This window comes from Aneurinibacillus terranovensis DSM 18919 (assembly GCF_000430625.1).
Lineage (GTDB): Bacteria > Bacillota > Bacilli > Aneurinibacillales > Aneurinibacillaceae > Aneurinibacillus_B > Aneurinibacillus_B terranovensis.
Window position 1 is genome coordinate 47,634 of sequence record NZ_AUMJ01000035.1, and the last position, 19,608, is coordinate 67,241.

Consider the following 19,608-nt stretch of genomic DNA (forward strand, 5'->3'; position numbering starts at 1 on the left):
TCATATAAATGTTGGACGGCAGACACTAAACCCGCCTGCTGTGTAAGCTATACAACCATTCGCTTTGCGACAACGAGCGGGTGGTCGAGTGTTCCGGCCAGCATCCGTCCCCCGGTAAGCGAAGCGTCTTTATCCATAATGGCATGCTCAATCCGGGCATTTGGTTCGATGTCACAATGCTGCAGAATAATACTATTTTTTATTCGGGCCCCTTTACGCACCTTCACACCGCGAAACAGTATGCTGTTTTCCACTTCTCCTTCAATCACGCAGCCGTTCGCAACAAGCGAATTCTCCACCCGGGCTCCTTCCAGGTATTCTACGGGCGGCTCATCCTTCACTTTCGTGTAAATAAGTCTACGGCGCAGGAATAACTCATTCCATATCCCGGGATCAAGCAGATTCATGCTATTCCGGTAGTAGTCCTGAACGGAATAAACCGGCGCCATATACCCCTGGTACTCATATCCATATACGCCGAGCTTATTTAAATAATTGCTAATCCCATCCTTTAAAAAGTCGTATTTTCCCTGAGAAACGCAAGTTTGAATAATATCGACCAGCAATGATTTTTCGATAAGGAACATATCCATAAAAACATTGCTGATATCCGCCTTTCCGCTATCCGTCATGCCGTCGGCAGTCTCCATCGCCGTTATCCGGCCTCCCTCACCGATTTCCAGCCGTTTGCAGTGCTCATACCCCGCAGCACCCGGGTCAATTTTTTTGTAAAGTACGGTAATATCCGCACCAACATTTTGATGGAACAGGAAAGGTTGGCAGTAATCAATGTTGCATATAATCTGGCTTCCCGCTATCAATACATATTTCTGGGACCCACGGCGGAAAAAATCAAGATGGGCTAAAAAATTCTGCAAGTCTCCTTTATAGACCCCCGATGTCACGTCAAACGCCGGGGGCAGGATGAACAATCCTCCGCGTTTTCGCGCAAGGTCCCATTCCTTACCGGTCCCCAAATGATCCATTAAAGAACGGTATTTATGGAGTGTTAAAACGGCCGCATCACGTATGCCGGAATTCACCATATTTGAAAGTGTGAAATCTATCATCCGATAGCGCCCGCCAAAGGGTACGGATGCGGGACAGCGAAAATACGTCAACTCATTTAACCTATCAAATTCATTTCCGAGGTTAATCACACCCATTACTTGTTCCAACGGTATGTCCCTCCCCTGGTTTTTATTTCGAGCTAACCGCCCGGCCGTCAAATACGGATCGGTTTCGCACGGTCTGTTTTTCGCCGATAACCGTAATTTCCGCAGCCTCATCGCCGCTGCCGACGGTCACCCCATCCTCAATCACCGTTCCCTCGCCAATAATGGCTCGTTCTACGATAGCATTTGCGCCTATTCGTACGTTAGGCATGATTACGGAATCTTTGATTACGCTTCCCTCGCCGACGCGGACACCGTAAAAAAGAACAGAGTGATCCACCGCGCCGAAAACGGAGCAGCCTTCATTGATAAGTGAGCGGTGGACGCGAGCCCCACTAGCGATATACTGCGGCGGCTGGTTCGGGTTCACCGAATAAATGCGCCAATCATCGTCATTGAGGTCAAGGCGGGAACGGTCATCAAGCAGATCCATATTGGCTTTCCACAGGCTATCTATAGTACCGACATCCTTCCAGTAACCAGAAAACGGATACGCATACAATTTGCGGCCTTCTCCCAGCATCAGCGGAATGATATCTTTACCGAAATCATTGCTGGATGCCGCGTTCTCCTCGTCTTTGGTTAAGTATTTTTTTAGAAACTCCCAATTAAAAATATAAATCCCCATAGACGCCAGGTTGCTACCGGGTAGTTCCGGTTTTTCAACAAATTCTATGATTTTATCCTCTTCATTCGTACTCATAATGCCAAACCGACCCGCCTCTTCCCATGGCACTTCGATAACCGAGATGGTTGCTTCCGCCTTTTTTTCTTTATGATATTTCAGCATCTGCCCATAGTTCATTTTGTAAATATGGTCGCCTGAGATGATGAGCACATACTTTGGATCGTATTGTTCGATAAAGCCTATATTCTGATAGATAGCGTTTGCCGTGCCTTTATACCAGCATCCGCCTTTTTGCTCAATAAACGGCGGGAGCACGCTGACTCCTCCACTGCTGCGATCCAGATCCCAGGCACTTCCAATGCCGATATAGGAATGTAAGAGAAGCGGGCGATACTGGGTGAGCACGCCAACCGTATCGAGCCCTGAATTGGTGCAATTGCTCAATGTAAAGTCAATAATCCGGTATTTCCCGCCGAACAGCACCGCCGGCTTGGCAATCTTTTCCGTTAGTACCCCCAGTCTTCTTCCTTCCCCACCGGCCAACAGCATTGCCACACATTCCTTTTTTCTCATCTGCTATCCTTCCTTTTCTTCATCTTGTTTAAATAAGACCATCGCCAATGGAGGAATTTTGATATGTATGCTGCTGGGCTGGTTGTGCCATTCTATGTTATCCGCCTGAATCAAGCCCCCGTTTACCACCCCGGATCCCCCATATTTTCCCGCGTCACTGTTGAAAACTTCCCGGTAGAGGCCGGGGCCGGGAACTCCGAGGCGGTATCCTTCGTATACCACGGGTGTAAAATTGCAGGCAGCGATGATATTTTCGCCTGTGCTTGTTTTTCGCATAAAGCTCACGATACTCTGGGTGTAATCGTGCGGGTCAATCCATGCAAAACCTTCCGGCTCGTGGTCGAGTTCCCACAATGCCGGTTCCTCCCGGTAAAATAAAAACAGTTCCTTCACATACGTCTGGAGTTTGGCATGCATCTCAAAACCGAGCAAATCCCAATCAAGCTGTTGTTCATCCTTCCATTCATCGTACTGGCCGAACTCCCCACCCATAAACAGGAGCTTTTTGCCCGGATGTACCATCATATATCCATACAGCACACGGGTGTTCGCAAACTTCTGCCAGTAATCCCCCGGCATTTTATTTAACATCGACTTCTTACCATAAACCACTTCATCATGGGAAAATGGCAGGATAAAGTTTTCTGAGAATGCGTAAAACAACGAAAAGGTAAGAAGATGGTGGTGCCATTTTCGGTGGACGGGATCGAGTTCCATATAGCGCAGCATGTCGTTCATCCAACCCATATTCCACTTAAAGTTAAATCCGAGTCCCCCGAGATAGGTCGGAGCGCTGACAAGCGGCCATGCCGTTGACTCTTCCGCCATCATAAGAGCATTCGGGTAACGTTTAAATACCGCTTCGTTTAGCTTCTTTAAAAATTCAATCGCCTCTAGATTTTCGCGACCGCCATAACGGTTGGGAACCCACTCACCCGGCCCTTTGCTAAAATCAAGGTACAGCATGCTTGCTACCGCATCCACCCGCAGGCCGTCAATGTGATACATTTCCATCCAGAACAAGGCATTGGAAATAAGAAAACTGACAACCTCGGGGCGGCCAAAATCGAAGCTTAGCGTACCCCACTCCCCTTTTTCCGCTTTTCGCATGTCCGCATACTCATAAAGTGATGTACCGTCAAACCGTCGCAGTCCGTGCGAATCTTTGCAAAAATGGCCGGGAACCCAGTCCAGGATAACGCCCACATTGGCATTGTGGAAGCGATCCACAAAATACATAAAGTCTTCCGGTTTCCCATAACGGCTTGTGACGGAATAGTAGCCTGTAGCCTGGTACCCCCACGAGCGGTCATACGGATATTCTGCGAGCGGCATCAATTCAACATGGGTATAGCCCATATCTACGACATACTCCACCAGTTCATCCGCCAGTTCCCGATAGGTATAAAAAGTACCATCCTCTTTTTTTTTCCACGAACCCGGATGGATCTCATAGATGATCATCGGTTTATGATAAGGGTCCTTCGTTCGTGCGTGCCATTCTTCGTCATGCCAGTCATAGCTGCCGAGCTGATAGACGATTGAAGCCGTGTTCGGCCGCTGCTCCGAATAAAAAGCGAACGGGTCCGATTTAAGCAGAACCTCACCGTCTTCGGTATGTATTTCATATTTATACAAATCGCCAGCCTTGCAATGTGGAATAAACACGGTCCAAACACCGGAAGTTCCAGTTTTTTTCATCTGATGGTGCTGGCCATTCCACTCATTGAAATCGCCCGCAACATGGACTCGTTTCGCATGAGGAGCCCATACAGCAAACCGTACTCCGCTCACTCCGCTTTTACTGATGATATGCGCCCCGAGCATCCGATACGCATATAGTAAATTTCCTTCATGAAATAAATAGAGGTCATGTTCTGTTGGAAGCAAGCGGGCCATGTATACACTCCTTTTTAAGAAAATAAGTGGTTATCGGTAAAGAAAACTTGGTTAGCGTCAAGCTAAGAGCGCAAGCGATAGCCTTATGTAACCCTACTATTAATAAAGGGAGCACTCGCTCTAAATACAAGAGACAAAAAACTATCGCTGAAAAAGAGGAAAAAACAGAGGAGATACATTGATACTATTCATATTCATGACCATTTATGAAAAGAAGAAGAAAAAGGCCGGTTCTTCCGGCATTATGGAGCACGGTCTAACAATGATGTTTTCCGCCGCTTAGCTTCCTATTGTTTGTTTTTCATATACGATGACTTGATTTCGCCCTAGTTGTTTTGCCCGATAGAGGGCCTGGTCCGCCGCCTCCATTAAATCTTTGGAGGTAGCATACACTGTTGGAATAAAGGTGGCAGTGCCCACGCTGCAAGTAACGGTTTGATAGACAGGAGAACCGACGTGCGGGATGGCCAGCGCTTCGATATGGGTGCGGATGGTTTCCGCTACATGGAGAGCTCCGCTCGATTCCGTTTCCGGCAGAATGATCACGAATTCTTCTCCCCCGTAACGGGCAGCCATGTCACCCGGGCGATTCAATTGTTCATCTATTGTTTTTGCTACCCTTCTAAGACAGGCATCCCCCCCGATATGCCCATACGTGTCGTTGTATGTTTTAAAAAAGTCAATATCCAGCATAATCAAGGATAGCGGTTTTCCATTGCGCACAGCCCGCTTCCATTCCCGTTCCAAATACTCGTCAAAATAGCGGCGGTTGCCGATCCCCGTAAGTCCGTCCATATTGGATAGGCGGTGCAGAATATGATTGGCTTCCTGCAGCTTTTTTTCCGTGATTTTGCGTTCGGTTATATCCCTGAAAATGACGAGGGTAGCGGGCTTCCCGTTAAAAATAATGAACGCGGATGAAGTTTCCACAATTACAACACTCCCATCAAAACAAACATACTTTTTCTCTGTTGGCGGAAGCATTCCTTTGTTCATATAAAGTTGCTCCGTATGCTGAATCACTTTAATATGGGAGTCAGGGTGGACCACATCCAGAATCATTCTGCCAAGCAAATCATCCGGTTGTTGTGCTTTAAAAAAATTTACCGCCTTGCCATTTACCAGCACGATTTTCCCTTCTGAGTAAACCAGTATCGCGTCGGGTGAAAGCTCGACTAGACGCCGGTATCTTTCCTCGCTGTCCCGAAGCGTGGATTCTGCTTTTTTTCGTTCAGTGATATCGGTCAACGTACCGGAGACACCGATAATTGTACCATCTGCCTGAAAGGTCGGCCTTGCGAATACCTCCACCCACTTGAATTCGTTATTTTTGGTTACAAAGCGGATTTCACGGCAGCAGGACTCTTTTTTCCTGTCCATGAGCGCTTCAAAATCATCGATGGTAAATTGATGGTCACCCGGAAATATGTAGTGTAAGAAGGGGGTTCCAAGACTTTGATTTAAGGAAAACCCGGTAATTTCCGTCCATGCCGGATTAAGGAACGTCCAAATCCCTTTGGCATTTGCTTGAAAAATGACGTCTTTACTATGGTTGACGACGGAGCGGTAGCAGTCTTCACTTTCCTGTACTTTTCGAAAAAGGGTATTGGCCATCGAAATATACCGGGCAATAAAAAAAGCAAAAAAACAACGCTAATAGAAATGGACCAATGGTATAGATAGACGGACAAAAGTAAACTTTTTTGCCCTATATTCAAATATAAACAAAGCGATAACAGAAGCAGGCAAAATACGTTCATGATTTGAGACTTTTTCCAGTACAAAATTCTCGCCCGTGAAAGAAACCCGCAGCCAATCCCGATTGCCAGCATAAAGATGGCTGCGGTTACAGAAGCGGGGTGGAATCCGAATAAAGCAATTCTTCCAGCGGCAATCATCGCAGCGGAGACCAGGGCCGCCGCCATTCCTCCGTATAAGGCAGCGATAATGACAGTAATGTGCCTGAGATCAACAATCACAGTTGGAGTAAGACGAATGCTAAACAGCATCAAAACGATTCCCAGTAAGCCAAAAACAATGCCGAGGTTTATCCTCATCGCAAGCGGGGATGTTATACGAACAGGTTTATTTTTATAATAGTGACCGATGATAAAAAAAGAAGCTATTAAAACCGAAGCGTTCGTTATAAAATCCTTAAGCAATTTGCTCCCCTCCTTTCTTCTTGTCTATTTTCTTACCTATCTTTCGTTACATTTCTACTATTTGCAATCATCAAATAATACAAAATATAAAAAAATAAAGAAAAAGGCACTCTATGTAACATTTTACAAAAAAAAGCTGCCTTTTGCAAAAGTTTTTCGGCAACATATTCCAATTTGGTCAATGAAGGTAAAAATTTTCCAAGAAGTTCAATCAAATCGTCGGTAGCTTGACAGCATTCTTTTAGATTTTGTGGCACCAATGAGAGGATTCAGTGCGCATCCGTACTAGGAAATGGAGATTGTATCGATCGTGCTCAAAGGGTTTCTAAAACACACCGATAGTTCGGGCGGCACAGCGACAACAACGTTTGGCGGCATGCAAAGAATGTCAGCCGGTACAGGGGTAATACATTCTGAAGTGAATCCATCGCAGGATGAGCCGGTAAATTTCCTGCAGCTCTGGTTTTTGCCTGAAGAAAATGGACTGAAACATCCCGGTGCAAGGAATGGAATGTTTCATTTTTATTTTTGTGCAGTCTTTCCGTTGCATGGAAGTGTAAACTGTCCATGTTCCACCAAAAGGGAAGACCCTGTCCGAACATCTGGGCAGTTCAATGATGGAGAGTCGGAAGGAAAGACGTCTCCCTTTTTAGCGGAACACTGGGTAACGAAAGAAAACAAAAAATAAGAAACGAACCACTCCATTGCACACTGCTCCGAGGTGTAAGTTCGGCTACGACCATTCGTTTCAGTAAGAGCTACAAACAACTAGAACAATTGTCTGCAATCAAATCGACTGTGGATGCAAGGTGAAGAAATGAAGCATTCACAGGACGCATCGCCTTATGGCATTATACCATTGGAGTTATCTCCATTCCCATTACCGGATGTGTCGTTGCTTTGTATCGTGGATAGAGCGGTGAGTTTTACCGGCAGCGTTTGTTTCTTGCCATCGGTCGTGTAGACATCTACTTTCACTGTGTCTCCTACTTTGTATTTAAAAAGTTCAGAATGCAAACCGGAGGAATCTGTGATTTTGACGCCGTTTACCCCGACTATGACATCCCCTCTCTGCAGTCCACTCGCGCTCGCTTCAGAGGATTGTACGTTTGTAATAAAAACGCCGTAATTGACCGGTATATTCGGTAAATATTGATTCGGAACTTGCTGTAAATCAATCGCGCTGACCCCTAATGCCGGATAATTCACATGCCCTGACTTTAGAATTTGCGTGATGATTTGACGCGCTTCATTAATTGGAATCGCAAACCCCATCCCTTCAACCCCCGTACTGGAGATTTTGGAACTGTTAATGCCGATGACCTGCCCTTCGACATTACATAAAGCGCCACCGCTATTGCCCGGATTGATGGCAGCGTCTGTCTGTAGAACAGCTTGCTGGTTAAGTGTCTGGCCGCTCGCTTCATCCGTCACCGGCATCATTCGGTTGGTCGCACTAATTACGCCCTCTGTAACGGTTTGATTAAATTCCTGCCCCAGTGGATTGCCGATGGCAATGGCCGGTTCACCGACCTGCAGCGTATCTGAGTTTCCTAATACTGCGGTTCCGGTTACATCCGACGAAGGGATTTGCAATACCGCCAGGTCGCTGTATTTATCCGTACCAATCACGGATGCGTTCGTTCTCTTTCCATTTGGCAGTAACACTTCCACTTTTGCCGCACCTTCAACAACATGATTATTCGTTACAATATGTCCTTGATTATCCAAAATAATTCCCGAACCCTCACCCTGTTCCTGAACGCCTGAATTCCGGTTAAAGAAATCGGACGTACTGCTATAATTCACCACCCCAACAATGGCTGGCTTTATCTTTTTAACAGCCCCTACAATCCCGTCATTTATATTTACGGAAACATTGCTTACCGGAACTGTATGAGCGGGGACTTCGGCGCCTGCACTTACAGTAGACTGCGAAACAGGGAGTATATCTGATTTTATCATAAAAGATATTGTCGCAGCAGTAGAGGCAGAACCAATTAACGCCGATAAAACAACGGTAGAAATCCATTTCGTTTTACCAGAACCCGCAGGTTTCTTATTGAATTCATCATTATAAAAACCCATAGCATTTCCTCCATAATTTTTTTAGGTTACCCTTGATTCCAATTATGAAGGCGTAATCTGAAATGAACATGAACCTAAGCTTAAAGAATGCTGAATCTTTTTAGTGTGTCTTAAATAATGTTATGGCAAACAGAAAGAAAGCGCATAAAATGCGAATCTAGTCAAGAACACACTCCGCACGTCTTCCGCCAGGCAAAATCTCATTGATAACATTTTCAATTTAATATCATCGAAAGGTTATTCAGGAGTAAATATTGATTTCGAACTCCTAACCTCCGAAGATCGCGATTATTTTTCTGATTTCTTACGCCGGCTTAGAGACCGACTGAAACCGGCCGGTTATCTAATAACAGCCGATGTTCCTGCAAAGGCCCGGGAAGATGTACCTTGGCTGCTGGGCTATGACTACGGCGCAATAGGTTCTGTGGTCGACCTTATGTTTATTATGGCCTACGATTTTCATGAAGCAGGAAGTGCACCCGGCCCTGTAGCGCCTTGCTAACGCAGCACCAACAGATGATGAAATAAAGTTATTTCAAGATAGATCCAACGGATGGATAAGCCGTAGCGTGATTTTTACGCTAATCCTTATTTTTAATCCAATAAACCAACCATTTTATTTGGCAAACTCCATTTCCCAACTAAAATAATCATTATCAGGGTTCTTCTTATATCGCAGGTTGGCATCAAACTTATTTCCTTTTTTACTGGTTAATCCTTTTACAGTAACCACTCCGTTTTTAAGGAGCGATTTTATCATGGTTTTCGTTGGTTTTTTCTTCATAGCCGAGAGAAATTTATCATTTTTCCATATCACAAATTTGCAGCCGTTTTTCCAATTGCTGCATCCAAATCCTTTCTGCCCTTCAATGATGGCGTGCCCGCATAACGGACATTTCCCGAGTACCTCCGTTTGTTTTTTCTTAGTGGTTACTTCATTTATAACTACTTCTTGTTCTTCTTTTATTTTAGCGACGGAATTCACAGTAAAATCGTAAATCAATTGTAAAAACGCATCTTTTGTAAATTTTTGTTTTTCAATGTCCGCTAATGTTTTTTCCAATCGCCCGGTAAATTCCAGGTCAAAGAGTTCGTGAATGGGAAAGGTCTCAACTAATCTCCTGCCTAATTCGGTACACAATAAATTTTTGTTCTCGGTACTAATGTAGCCAACATCTTTTAATTTTTTGATCGTTTCCGCTCTTGTAGCCGGTGTCCCTATACTGAATCCACTTAAAATCGCGTCCATCATATCTTCACTTTCTTCATCATCGTGACGCTTGCCGCACGTTTCCATTACCCGTAAAAGTGTTTTTTCCGTATGGTGTTTTGGGGGCTTGGTTATATGAGAAGAAATCGTATGGTCCGCGATGATTACTGTCTGATTCTTATGAACGAGAGGGAGCACGGTATCCTTCGACTCGATCTGTTCTACTTTTTTCCACCCTTCAACGAGTTGAACCTTTCCTTTAGAAATGAACACTCCGTCTATCTCATGATGGTTTATTTTCGTTGTGATTTTCGTTTCTTCATACTCCGCAACAGGCATAAATTGCATAATAAACCGATTCACTATGGCGGAATAAATGATTTCCTCGTCTTTTGTTAATGACTTAGGTATAAGATATGTCGGTATGATGGCACTATGGCTCTCTACCTTTGTGTTATCAAATACACGCTTTAATTTATTGAACTTAACTTCGTTTTCATAAGGTAGTCCTTTTTTCAAAACATCAAGCACCTTTGCAGCCCTACCTACAAGACTTTCCTCTAATACGACACTCGATGTGCGAGGATATGTGATAAATTTCTTCTCATACAAGGATTGCGCCACCTTTAAAGCTTTATCAGAGGTCCAACCTTTGTATTTACTCGTGATGTATCCCTGTAGATTTGAAAGATTAAATAAATAAGGTGGATATTCTCTTTTTTGCTCAACCTGCTTGTCGATTATAGTAGCTGTTTTATCTTGCAACGCTTGTTCAATCACTTCGAGATTTGCTTTATTTTTAAATTTCTCTTCTTTATTCTCAAAATATATTCCTTCGTATTCACGATTATCCTTTGTTTTAAATGTTGCGGTTAGCTTAAAGTATGTCTCAGGAACAAAGTTCTCAATTTCTTTATCACGATCATAAATAATCTTTAATGTCGGCAACAGGACTCTACCAATATTTAATGCTTGTCCTGATCCCTTTTGATATTTTAACGTTGCCACCGACGTTAAATTAATGCCAATTACCCAATCCGCCCATTGTCTGCTAATTCCAGCATCCTGAAGGGGCTTCATTTGTTTATTAGGCTTTATATTTTGCAATCCTTTACGTACTTCATCTGGCGTCCATTCATTTAACAATAATCGATATACACTCTTGTTTATTCCTGAATTATAGATGATGGTATCGCCAATGATTTGCCCTTCCCGATCGAAATCACATGCCGATATCACCATGTCCACATCCGCTCGCTTTAACAGTCCATAAATGATCTTCAATTGTTTCGCAGCACCTGGATCTGTTTTATCTTTATCTCTGGGACTCGTTTTAACTTTGTAACAAAAAGAAGAGGGGATAAATGGGAAATTCCCCATACTCCACTTTGTCATTTTTGCATCGTAATCTTTTGCATCGTACAGCTGCAATAAATGACCAAACGCCCATGTGATAATATAGTCCTTCCCCTCAAAGTACCCATCCCGTTTATTCTTAATCTGCAGCGCATCTGCAATATTTTTCGCGACGGATGGTTTTTCTGCAATAATGACTTTCAAAAAAAACGTCTCCTTTTTCGGTTAAATCTAAACATACTAATCCGTTTCGGCATGAAAGGAGGCCTCCGGATGCAGCAATTGATAGGCACGCAGAGCGACCTCTATCGATAACCTTTTTTCTGATGACATGAAATCCTCACCGATTAATTCCTTTATTTTTTCCAGACGGTAGTATAGCGTCTGCCTGACAATTAACAGTTCCTGGGCTGAATCCTTTTTGGAGCCTTCGTTGTCGAGGTATACTTTTAGCGTCCAGAGCAGGTTGCTTCCTTTACTCCTGTCATACTCAATAATCGGCCCCAGATAATCGTCCACAAAAGAAGCCATAACTTCGCTATTTTCCAGGGGGAGCAGGAGCCTTAAGATTCCCATATCCTCGTAAAATACACTCGCGACTTTCCCCATAATATCGCGCGCTCTCAGGACAAATTTTGCATCCTGATAGCTTTGATAGGCATCCGCCAGTTTGCTGTAGGAACCACCGATGCCAATTGAAAACCCAATGTCACCATCATGTTCGTCTGTGCTTTTAAGATGAAGCGTTTGGATAATGGCATGCCACCGTTCTTTTTCCGGTTTCTTCACACTTACATCAATCGCTACCACAACAATATAATTTTCGCTGCTCGATATGGCCGGATGAAATCCGAATTTTTCAAAGGTAGAACGGACAAGCAGCGCGTGGTAGAGGCGGTTGGCTTCACGTTCATCGTCCGGCGTTTCCTGATCCACCCTGTGCGTCATTTCGATGAGACAAACCCTGCAGCGCAGCGGCGTATTTTTTTTGGAATGCAATCCGGACAGCTTGCGAATCTCTTCTTCATCCTGCAGGCGTCTATTAATAAGATTATCCACCCAAACATTCTGTGAATGTAAGGTTCGCTCTTCCATATACCGATTGCGCAGTAAATCCTGGGCTAAAGAAAGGGCTGCGCGGTCAAGGACCAACAGTTCGAATTCCTCCGGTTCCTTATGTTCTATAATAAGTACCAGGTGAGCCCATGTTTGTCCTAAAGCTCCAACAGGCTGGATGAGAAACGTTGCGGTTCCCCGTTTTACTTGAAGGGGCCTGTCCTTTCGTTCCAGCCCTTTTTCTTTCATTATTTGTTGGACGATCATTTCTTTTAGCCTGAGCTGTTCCTCGATTCGTAAAAACGGGTGAGCCTGGCCCTTTCCCTGATTAGGGAAAAAAATAACCTGGGCATTGGTGCTTTCATGCAGTATTTTTAAAATTTTAGGAATGCCCTGGGAAGTCAGCGTGAGCCGTGTAAATTCCCGAGAAATATTCTCAAGCGTCGTAAGCATCGAGTGCTGCTGATTGATAATAAAGGTATGTAAATCCTGGGTAATGTCTACAAAACGTACCGTTTCCTTAAATACGATAATCGGAAAGTCATTCTGATCGGCCAGTTCAATTAACTCTTCCGTTATCGTATCGAAATAATGGCCCAGTTCAATACAGAGGCAGGAAACGCCGCTTTCAATCAGCCTCTGCACAAAGGAAATTTTATCAGACGTATTCCCGTACAACCCGATTCCGGTTGAAAGAATCATCTCTTCCCCATGAAGCAACGTTTCAAAGTCGCACACTTCAAGAATATGCGCCCAGCGCACTCTTCTGGTTAAGCCAGACTTTCCGGCAACCACACACGCTTTTTGAAAAAGAGGCCGTGCAACCACATCGCCTACCGTTAAGCTGCAACCTAGAGTCATTGTATCATCTCCAAATACTCATCAATTATATTTTTAATTTACAGGTAAATGTCTTACAAGGCTATAAATATTTTTACATTGTGTCTAATGTAAACATTTTAAATTTTATATATGTTTAAGTTAATTGTACTTTTGTTAGATTTATATCCAAAAACATCGTAAGGAGGGTATGACATGTCGTCATTGGAGATTAGAACACAAACATTAAATAATTTCATTAACGGTGAATGGGTGAAGTCATCCGGCTCAAAGTATCAGGATGTGCCAAATCCCGCAACGGGGGAAGTGTTATCCCGTGTACCGCTCTCTACCGAAAGCGATGTGAACAAAGCTGTACAGGCAGCGAAGATCGCTTTTAAAACATGGAAAAAGGTACCCGTACCACAGCGAGCGAGAATTTTATTTCAATACCAGCACAAACTTGTCGAACATTGGGAAGAATTGGCCCGTCTCATTACGATGGAAAATGGGAAAAGTTACGATGAAGCGTATGGCGAAGTCCTGCGGGGCATTGAATGCGCGGAATTCGCCGCGGGTGCTCCCACATTGATGATGGGAACCCAGCTTCCCGACATTGCCACAAATATTGAATCCGGCATGTACCGCTATCCGCTCGGCGTTATTGGCGGAATTACCCCCTTTAACTTTCCGATGATGGTACCTTGCTGGATGTTTCCGCTTGCCATTGCATGCGGCAATACTTTTGTCCTAAAGCCTTCTGAACGGACCCCTCTGCTCGCCAACCGGCTTGCCGAACTTTTTAAAGAAGTGGGACTGCCTGACGGTGTGCTCAATATTGTGCACGGCGCACACGAGGTGGTAAACGGCATCCTTTCTCACAAAGATATTGCCGCTGTTTCTTTCGTAGGTTCTCAGCCGGTCGCCGAATATGTCTATAAAACCGCTGCCGCCAACGGTAAACGGGTACAGGCGCTGGCAGGAGCGAAAAACCATTCTATTGTGATGCCTGATGCCGACTTAGACCTGGCAGTTAAAAACATCATCAGCGCAGCGTTTGGGTCCGCTGGCGAACGCTGTATGGCATGCTCTGTCGTAGTAACTGTCGGAAATATAGCGGATGATTTGGTCAAGCGGCTTACAGAAGCAGCGGAAGATATAAAAATCGGAAATGGCTTAGATGAAGGGGTTTTCCTCGGCCCGGTTATTCGCGAAACCCATAAGGAAAGAACGCTGAATTATATTGAACTCGGGAAAAATGAAGGGGCGACCATGCTGCGCGACGGCAGAAAAGACCCGGAAACAACCAGAGAAGGATTTTTTGTTGGCCCTACTATTTTTGACCACGTAACACCGGGAATGAAAATTTGGGAAGACGAAATCTTTGCTCCTGTTCTTTCGATCGTTCGGGCGAAAGACCTGGATGAAGCCATCGAGATTACGAATCAATCCGCGTTTGCAAACGGAGCTTGTCTCTATACAGACAGCGCCAAAGCGATCCGAAAGTTCCGCGATGAAATCGATGCTGGAATGCTCGGAGTCAATGTCGGTGTCCCTGCTCCTATGGCCTTCTTCCCATTCTCGGGATACAAGAATTCTTTTTACGGAGACCTTCATGTGAACGGGCGCGACGGTGTAGAATTCTACACCCGTAAAAAAATGCTCACCGGCCGATACTAAGTTTCCATTAAACATCTTACGTCCATTACGTCTTATCAAGTATATTCATAACCGAATCCATTCCGGATTTCGGTTATGAATAAAAAGTATGGTTCTGAATCTTTAAAGCGCTTTCAAAACTAAGATAATGACTCTCTTAACATTATTTCACGATAAAACGAGGAGGAGAACAGATGGATCATACAGATAAAGATTTAAAAAAGGATTTAAAAATACGCCATATTACGATGATCTCAATCGGAGGAGTCATCGGTGCAGGGCTGTTTGTGGGGAGCGGTGCCGCAATCCATTCAACAGGCCCCGGGGTCATTCTTTCGTATGCACTCGCGGGTTTGCTTGTCGTTTTTGTGATGCGGATGCTTGGGGAAATGGCTTCCGTTCACCCGACAAGCGGCTCCTTTTCTACGTATGCACGTGATGCTATTGGGCCATGGGCAGGCTACACGATAGGCTGGTTATACTGGTTTTTCTGGGTTATCGTTATCGCTATCGAGGCGACGGCGGGCGCGGGAATCATTAAGTATTGGGTTCCCGGCATTCCCCTCTGGCTAGTAAGCTTGATTTTAACGGTTTTGTTAACGCTAACAAACGTTTATTCGGTAAAATCATTTGGAGAATTCGAATACTGGTTTTCCCTCATCAAAGTCACAACCATCATTATTTTCCTATGCATAGGCATTGCCGTAATACTTGGAGTGATGCCTGGGACCCATTCACCGGGTCTGTCGAATCTTACAGGAATAGGCGGATTTATCCCGAAAGGAATAGGTTCCGTTCTATTGGGCATTACGATTGTCGTCTTCTCTTTTATGGGAACGGAAATTGTTGCGGTGGCCGCAGGTGAATCGGCTGAGCCGTCGAAAGCGGTCCGAATCGCGACCAATAGCGTTATTTGGCGAATTCTTATTTTTTATATCGGGTCCATCTTCATTATCGTAACCCTTTTACCCTGGAACTCCGCCAACATTTTGAAAAGCCCGTTCGTTGCTGTCCTTGAACATGTTGGCATTCCCGCCGCAGCCCAGATTATGAACTTCATCGTGTTGACGGCGGTTCTTTCCTGTTTGAACTCCGGGCTGTATACGAACTCCCGCATGCTCTACGGAATGGCGCAAAAAGGTGATGCTCCTAAAGCGTTCCTCAAATTAAACCGCAACGGTGTACCTGTTCGCGCAATCCTTTTCGGAACGATTTTTGCTTATATTGGTGTTATCTTTAGCTACGTTTCCCCTGACAAAGTGTTCCTGTTTCTCGTGAATGCCTCAGGAGGCATCGCGCTGTTCGTTTATCTTGTCATCGCCTTCTCCCATTTGCAGATGCGCAGAAGAATCGAACAGGAAAACCCGGTAGCATTGCAGGTAAAAATGTGGGCTTTCCCTTATCTGACGTATGTAACCATTATTGGTATTATCGGCATTTTAGTTGCTATGGCGGTCATTCCCGATTTGCGTTCCCAGTTCTATTTAACCAGCCTTGTTGGTGTTCTAGTCGTAGCGTCCTACTTTGTGTTTATGAAAAAAAGCGAGGGTGCCTCTACAGCAGCCAGCCGGGCACAAACGAAAGAAAAAGTAAAAGTTAAGTAATCGTATTCGTTTTCAAACATCGTTTTCGTTTCTTTTCCCGGTTGGCTTAACAGGGACTTAGAAACAAGCGGTGTTTTTTTATTTTAGATATATATTTTTATTTAGCTATATTTGGTTGATTTACAAATAATGAAACTTAACCCATCGGTTTACTAATGCAGCAAAAGCGGAATGTACGGTAAGGTAAAACAGTAATCAAATAATGCCTAATCCATCTATGGAACGGGGGAACCAGTTATAGGGGTGAAATCGAACAATCGGTCGGGAGCCTTTCAACCGAACCCGTCAGCTAACCTCGGAGGCATAAGAAAGGGAGAAAAAACCAATATGTTAAAACGTATCATCACGACCGCAGCCGTGTCCGGAGTTCTGCTTGCCGGAACGGTAAACCTCGCACCTGAAGTCCAAGCGGCTACACACTATCACCATGGACATACGAACCACATAGTGCACGTTACGCATCGTGCCGCTACCCAGCAGACTGCTAATGCCAAGCCTGTACAGACTCCTGCGTCCATTCCAGGGAATCCATCCACCTCGGGCGATCAAGTGGTAGCCTACGCAATGCAATTTATCGGCGTGCCTTACACACACGGGGGGCGCTCCCCGCAAACCGGGTTTGATTGTTCCGGTTTTACCTCTTATGTGTACAAGCATTTCGGCATCACTATTTCAACAGGACCTATCGGCCAGTTACAGCAAGGCCATCAAGTAAGCAGATCCTCTATGCAGCCGGGCGATATCGTCTTTTTCCATTCCGGCGCTAAAAGCGGCTACCACGAAGGAATTTACATCGGGAACAATAAGATTATTCATGCTCCCGCACCGGGCCGAAACGTACAAATCACCGATTTGAATTCATCCTGGTACCAGAGCCATTTCGCGCAAGTCCGCAGATACCTATAAATTTAACATACTATTTAGCATTTAAAAAATAATCTGCACAGGTTAAAAAGGTAGATGGAAGATACCAGTTTCGTATCGAATCTACCTTTTTTCCTTTAAAGGATTGCTGGCTGGCGCCAAGCCGCGGGAGCGGTCGGCAGCACAGAAAAACAAACCCAGCCAAATCTTTCATCGCTGCGGTTGTTTTAGCTGTTTTCTTCGCTTTCGAATCGCCGAAATTTCCCGCATTTTCCGATAGGCGGTTTTATCCTTTAACTTGGCAAACAGGGATTGTGCAGGGCCGGTATTCTCTTCAATCAACCACAGCTTTCCGTCCTGGTCCACCGCTAAATCCAAACCGATTTGCCAGTACTTCAGATATTGGTCGAATCGTTTGCATGTTTTGTGCCCAAGTTGAATCATTTCTTTTTGCAAAACTTCCATTTGCGACTTTTCTAGTCGGAGTGATTTTTTTAATGCATGTTCGACCTCAGTTACATACCCCTTCCCTCGGGCCAGATTGGTCACGATGCTGTTGGGTCCCGCAACTTTGGCGAGCATCCCGACATATTTCCATTTTCCTTTATAACGCATCATCATCAGCCGAATATCATACGGCCGGCTATTTATCCTGGCCAGGTTGATTCCCTTTTGAATCACATACGTCGCCCGGGACCTACAGTTTCGCTTAATTTTGTTATACAGAGTGTCCAGTGATGCACAGGAAACGACCTGACCTTTCTCTTTAATGAACGAATATCCCCCATTTGTTTTCCAAACTTTTGTAATGCCTCTTCCACCCCAGCCGTAATCGGGTTTAATAAAGACAACCCCGTAGTTTGACAAATACGAAGTAAGGGACGCTTTCGTGAAAATTTTCATTGGCGGCAAATAAGGGCGCATCGATTCTTCACTTGCAAAAAAGTTCCATAATCCCCATTTCCCCATTTCCCGACGTTTACGTTTTTTTTCAGCCATATGGCAACATCCCCATCATTAGATTTTTACCCTATGTTGAGAGATTTTCATTCCCGATGGTTGGCGTTCGCCTCCTGAATTGGGTTACTTTCACGATATACACGTCGCTCAGAGGAAGGCACGGCATCTGCCTATGACGCTGGGAAATTATTTTGTTTTGACAGAGATATAGAGAAATTCTCTCTGCCTGGTAGCAAAGCGCATAGGCATGCATACAGTAACAAGGGAATATGAAGATAGATTCATTCAAAGAGGGGGAGAGGATCAATGAAACGGATGATGTGTAAAGGAAAAATCCATCGGGCAACGGTCACGGAAGCCGATTTGAATTACGTAGGAAGCATTACGATCGATTCTCTTTTGATGAAGAGTGCGGATATACAGCCATTTGAAATGGTTCAGATTACCAGCCTGCGAAATGCCACAAGGTGGAAAACATACGCGATACCAGCGCCGGAAGGTTCCGGAAAAATTTGCCTCAACGGCCCGCCCGCGCACCTGTTCGAACCGGGAGATCTGGTCATTATTCTTAGTATGGGGATATTTGATAACGCCAAGCTTAACGATTTTACGCATAAAGTGGTTTTTGTAGACGAGCACAACCGGATAGTGCGTATTCAGAAACATACACTGTCATAAACGCAGTGGGAATGGATTCACGGGTGAGCGTTCAAAACGGACAATAGGATTCAAAATCCGGTTCTCAAACTGGAGCTTGAATCCTATCATTCACAGGTTCTATTGTCGGGACGAGAAACATATGCTTATATAACAGTTTCTTCATAGGAGATGAAAAATATGCCGAAAAAAAAGTTGTTGATTTTTTCCTTGATTACTCTTGGAATTCTGTCCGTCCAACCGACAGCGAGTGCCACCGTATCCAATGACTACAGTGTCAAGGCAGGAGATACGCTGGATAGCATTGCGGCGGCACACGAAACAACGCTGCGGGATATTCTAACGGTGAATCCTGGCTTGAAAGAATCCTCTCTTCTTCATGTGGGACAAGTTATTTATGTACCTGACGTTATTGCCGACGATGCAGCGCTAAACGTTGTTCAAACCGCGCAGGCTACCATCGGCGTTACTTCCTATACGGACCGCGAGTTTGTTTCTTCCGTGTTTAAAGAAAATGGCATTCGTTTATACGCATATTCCTTTGAACCTCTCATGGCTAAAGCCATGAGATTCTTGGGTAGTCCGCTCTACTGAGCAGAATTAGTACATGATGTACCACCAAGCTATCCCCGCAGTTCCTGCGGTTACTGCGATTATGCAGATAGTAGTCTTTTGCCTTCGGCAAGAATATTCAAACTTGCGTTTACATCCCTGTCCCATTCTCTATGACAAGAAGGACACTTCCATTGTCGCAAGTTAAGATCTTTAACCTCTTTGTTTTGGTATCCACAACACGAACAGAGCTGAGAGGAAGCAAAGGTTTTACCTACGGCAACGACAGTACGTCCATACCACTTTGCTTTGTATTCAAGCATCGTTCTGAATTGATACCAGGACA

15 protein-coding genes, 2 pseudogenes and 1 riboswitch are annotated in these 19,608 nt (G+C 44.7%); of the genes and pseudogenes, 7 read left to right on the forward strand and 10 right to left on the reverse strand.

Annotated features, from left to right (window positions below):
* Window positions 1–47 precede the first annotated feature (47 nt).
* The 5 genes from glgD to H525_RS28485 all read right to left on the reverse strand — a co-directional run bounded on the left by glgD (window position 48) and on the right by H525_RS28485 (window position 6,437).
* Window positions 48–1,178 (reverse strand): glucose-1-phosphate adenylyltransferase subunit GlgD, encoded by a 1,131-nt coding sequence (glgD, locus tag H525_RS0107385; protein WP_027415686.1) that lies wholly within the window; start codon window positions 1,176–1,178, stop codon window positions 48–50.
* 22 nt (window positions 1,179–1,200) lie between these two features.
* Window positions 1,201–2,376 (reverse strand): glucose-1-phosphate adenylyltransferase, encoded by a 1,176-nt coding sequence (locus tag H525_RS23185; RefSeq protein WP_051330874.1) that lies wholly within the window; start codon window positions 2,374–2,376, stop codon window positions 1,201–1,203.
* A 3-nt stretch (window positions 2,377–2,379) separates the two neighbouring features.
* The gene (gene glgB / locus H525_RS0107395; protein ID WP_027415687.1) at window positions 2,380–4,275 is read right to left on the reverse strand and encodes a 1,4-alpha-glucan branching protein GlgB; all 1,896 of its coding nucleotides are present in this window, start codon (window positions 4,273–4,275) and stop codon (window positions 2,380–2,382) included.
* A 279-nt stretch (window positions 4,276–4,554) separates the two neighbouring features.
* Window positions 4,555–5,811 carry a sensor domain-containing diguanylate cyclase gene (locus H525_RS23190; RefSeq protein WP_245590424.1) on the reverse strand — a complete coding sequence of 419 codons (1,257 nt, stop codon included), beginning with the start codon at window positions 5,809–5,811 and terminating at the stop codon, window positions 4,555–4,557.
* On the reverse strand, window positions 5,736–6,437 hold the full coding sequence (locus H525_RS28485; protein ID WP_027415688.1) for a LytS/YhcK type 5TM receptor domain-containing protein: 702 nt from the start codon (window positions 6,435–6,437) through the stop codon (window positions 5,736–5,738). Before H525_RS28485 ends, H525_RS23190 begins: the two co-directional genes overlap by 76 nt.
* Before the next feature lie 244 nt (window positions 6,438–6,681).
* Here H525_RS28485 and H525_RS26100 point away from each other — a divergent pair.
* Window positions 6,682–6,924: pseudogene (locus H525_RS26100) on the forward strand (pirin family protein); the annotation flags it as partial.
* A 356-nt stretch (window positions 6,925–7,280) separates the two neighbouring features.
* On the opposite strand, the gene H525_RS23200 reads toward H525_RS26100, so the two are convergent.
* A complete protein-coding gene (locus tag H525_RS23200; protein ID WP_081413283.1) occupies window positions 7,281–8,525 on the reverse strand; it encodes a S1C family serine protease in 1,245 nt (414 codons plus the stop codon).
* 157 nt (window positions 8,526–8,682) lie between these two features.
* On the opposite strand from H525_RS23200, the pseudogene H525_RS26105 reads away from it, so the two are divergent.
* Window positions 8,683–9,021, forward strand: a pseudogene (locus tag H525_RS26105) (glycosyl hydrolase family 18 protein); the annotation flags it as partial.
* Between the two features lie 120 nt (window positions 9,022–9,141).
* Here the strand turns inward: H525_RS26105 and H525_RS0107425 are convergent.
* Both H525_RS0107425 and H525_RS0107430 read right to left on the reverse strand, forming a co-directional pair.
* Complete coding sequence (locus H525_RS0107425) at window positions 9,142–11,295, reverse strand: type IA DNA topoisomerase (RefSeq protein WP_027415690.1); 2,154 nt, start codon at window positions 11,293–11,295, stop codon at window positions 9,142–9,144.
* A 36-nt stretch (window positions 11,296–11,331) separates the two neighbouring features.
* The gene (locus H525_RS0107430; RefSeq protein WP_027415691.1) at window positions 11,332–13,008 is read right to left on the reverse strand and encodes a PucR family transcriptional regulator; all 1,677 of its coding nucleotides are present in this window, start codon (window positions 13,006–13,008) and stop codon (window positions 11,332–11,334) included.
* 174 nt (window positions 13,009–13,182) lie between these two features.
* Between H525_RS0107430 and H525_RS0107435 the strand changes: the two genes are divergently transcribed.
* From H525_RS0107435 to H525_RS23205, 3 genes are all read left to right on the forward strand, one after another.
* A complete protein-coding gene (locus tag H525_RS0107435) occupies window positions 13,183–14,646 on the forward strand; it encodes a CoA-acylating methylmalonate-semialdehyde dehydrogenase (RefSeq protein WP_027415692.1) in 1,464 nt (487 codons plus the stop codon).
* Between the two features lie 173 nt (window positions 14,647–14,819).
* The gene (locus H525_RS0107440; protein ID WP_035100308.1) at window positions 14,820–16,229 is read left to right on the forward strand and encodes an amino acid permease; all 1,410 of its coding nucleotides are present in this window, start codon (window positions 14,820–14,822) and stop codon (window positions 16,227–16,229) included.
* A gap of 193 nt (window positions 16,230–16,422) precedes the next feature.
* Window positions 16,423–16,548, forward strand: a riboswitch (cyclic di-AMP (ydaO/yuaA leader).
* Between the two features lie 8 nt (window positions 16,549–16,556).
* Window positions 16,557–17,135 carry a C40 family peptidase gene (locus H525_RS23205; RefSeq protein WP_051330876.1) on the forward strand — a complete coding sequence of 193 codons (579 nt, stop codon included), beginning with the start codon at window positions 16,557–16,559 and terminating at the stop codon, window positions 17,133–17,135.
* Window positions 17,136–17,303: 168 nt separating this feature from the next.
* Here H525_RS23205 and H525_RS0107450 read toward each other — a convergent pair whose 3' ends face one another.
* Window positions 17,304–18,092: a YheC/YheD family protein gene (locus H525_RS0107450; RefSeq protein ID WP_051330877.1), complete on the reverse strand. Its 789-nt coding sequence runs from the start codon at window positions 18,090–18,092 to the stop codon at window positions 17,304–17,306.
* Between the two features lie 267 nt (window positions 18,093–18,359).
* On the opposite strand from H525_RS0107450, the gene panD reads away from it, so the two are divergent.
* Together panD and H525_RS0107460 are read left to right on the forward strand one after the other, a co-directional pair.
* A complete protein-coding gene (panD, locus tag H525_RS0107455) occupies window positions 18,360–18,731 on the forward strand; it encodes an aspartate 1-decarboxylase (protein WP_027415695.1) in 372 nt (123 codons plus the stop codon).
* 159 nt (window positions 18,732–18,890) lie between these two features.
* Entirely contained in the window at window positions 18,891–19,304 is a 414-nt protein-coding gene (locus H525_RS0107460) for a LysM peptidoglycan-binding domain-containing protein (RefSeq protein ID WP_027415696.1), read from the forward strand.
* A gap of 59 nt (window positions 19,305–19,363) precedes the next feature.
* Here H525_RS0107460 and H525_RS26110 read toward each other — a convergent pair.
* Window positions 19,364–19,608, reverse strand: a 245-nt coding sequence (locus H525_RS26110; protein ID WP_081413287.1) for a zinc ribbon domain-containing protein, incomplete at its 5' end; no start/stop codon positions are given.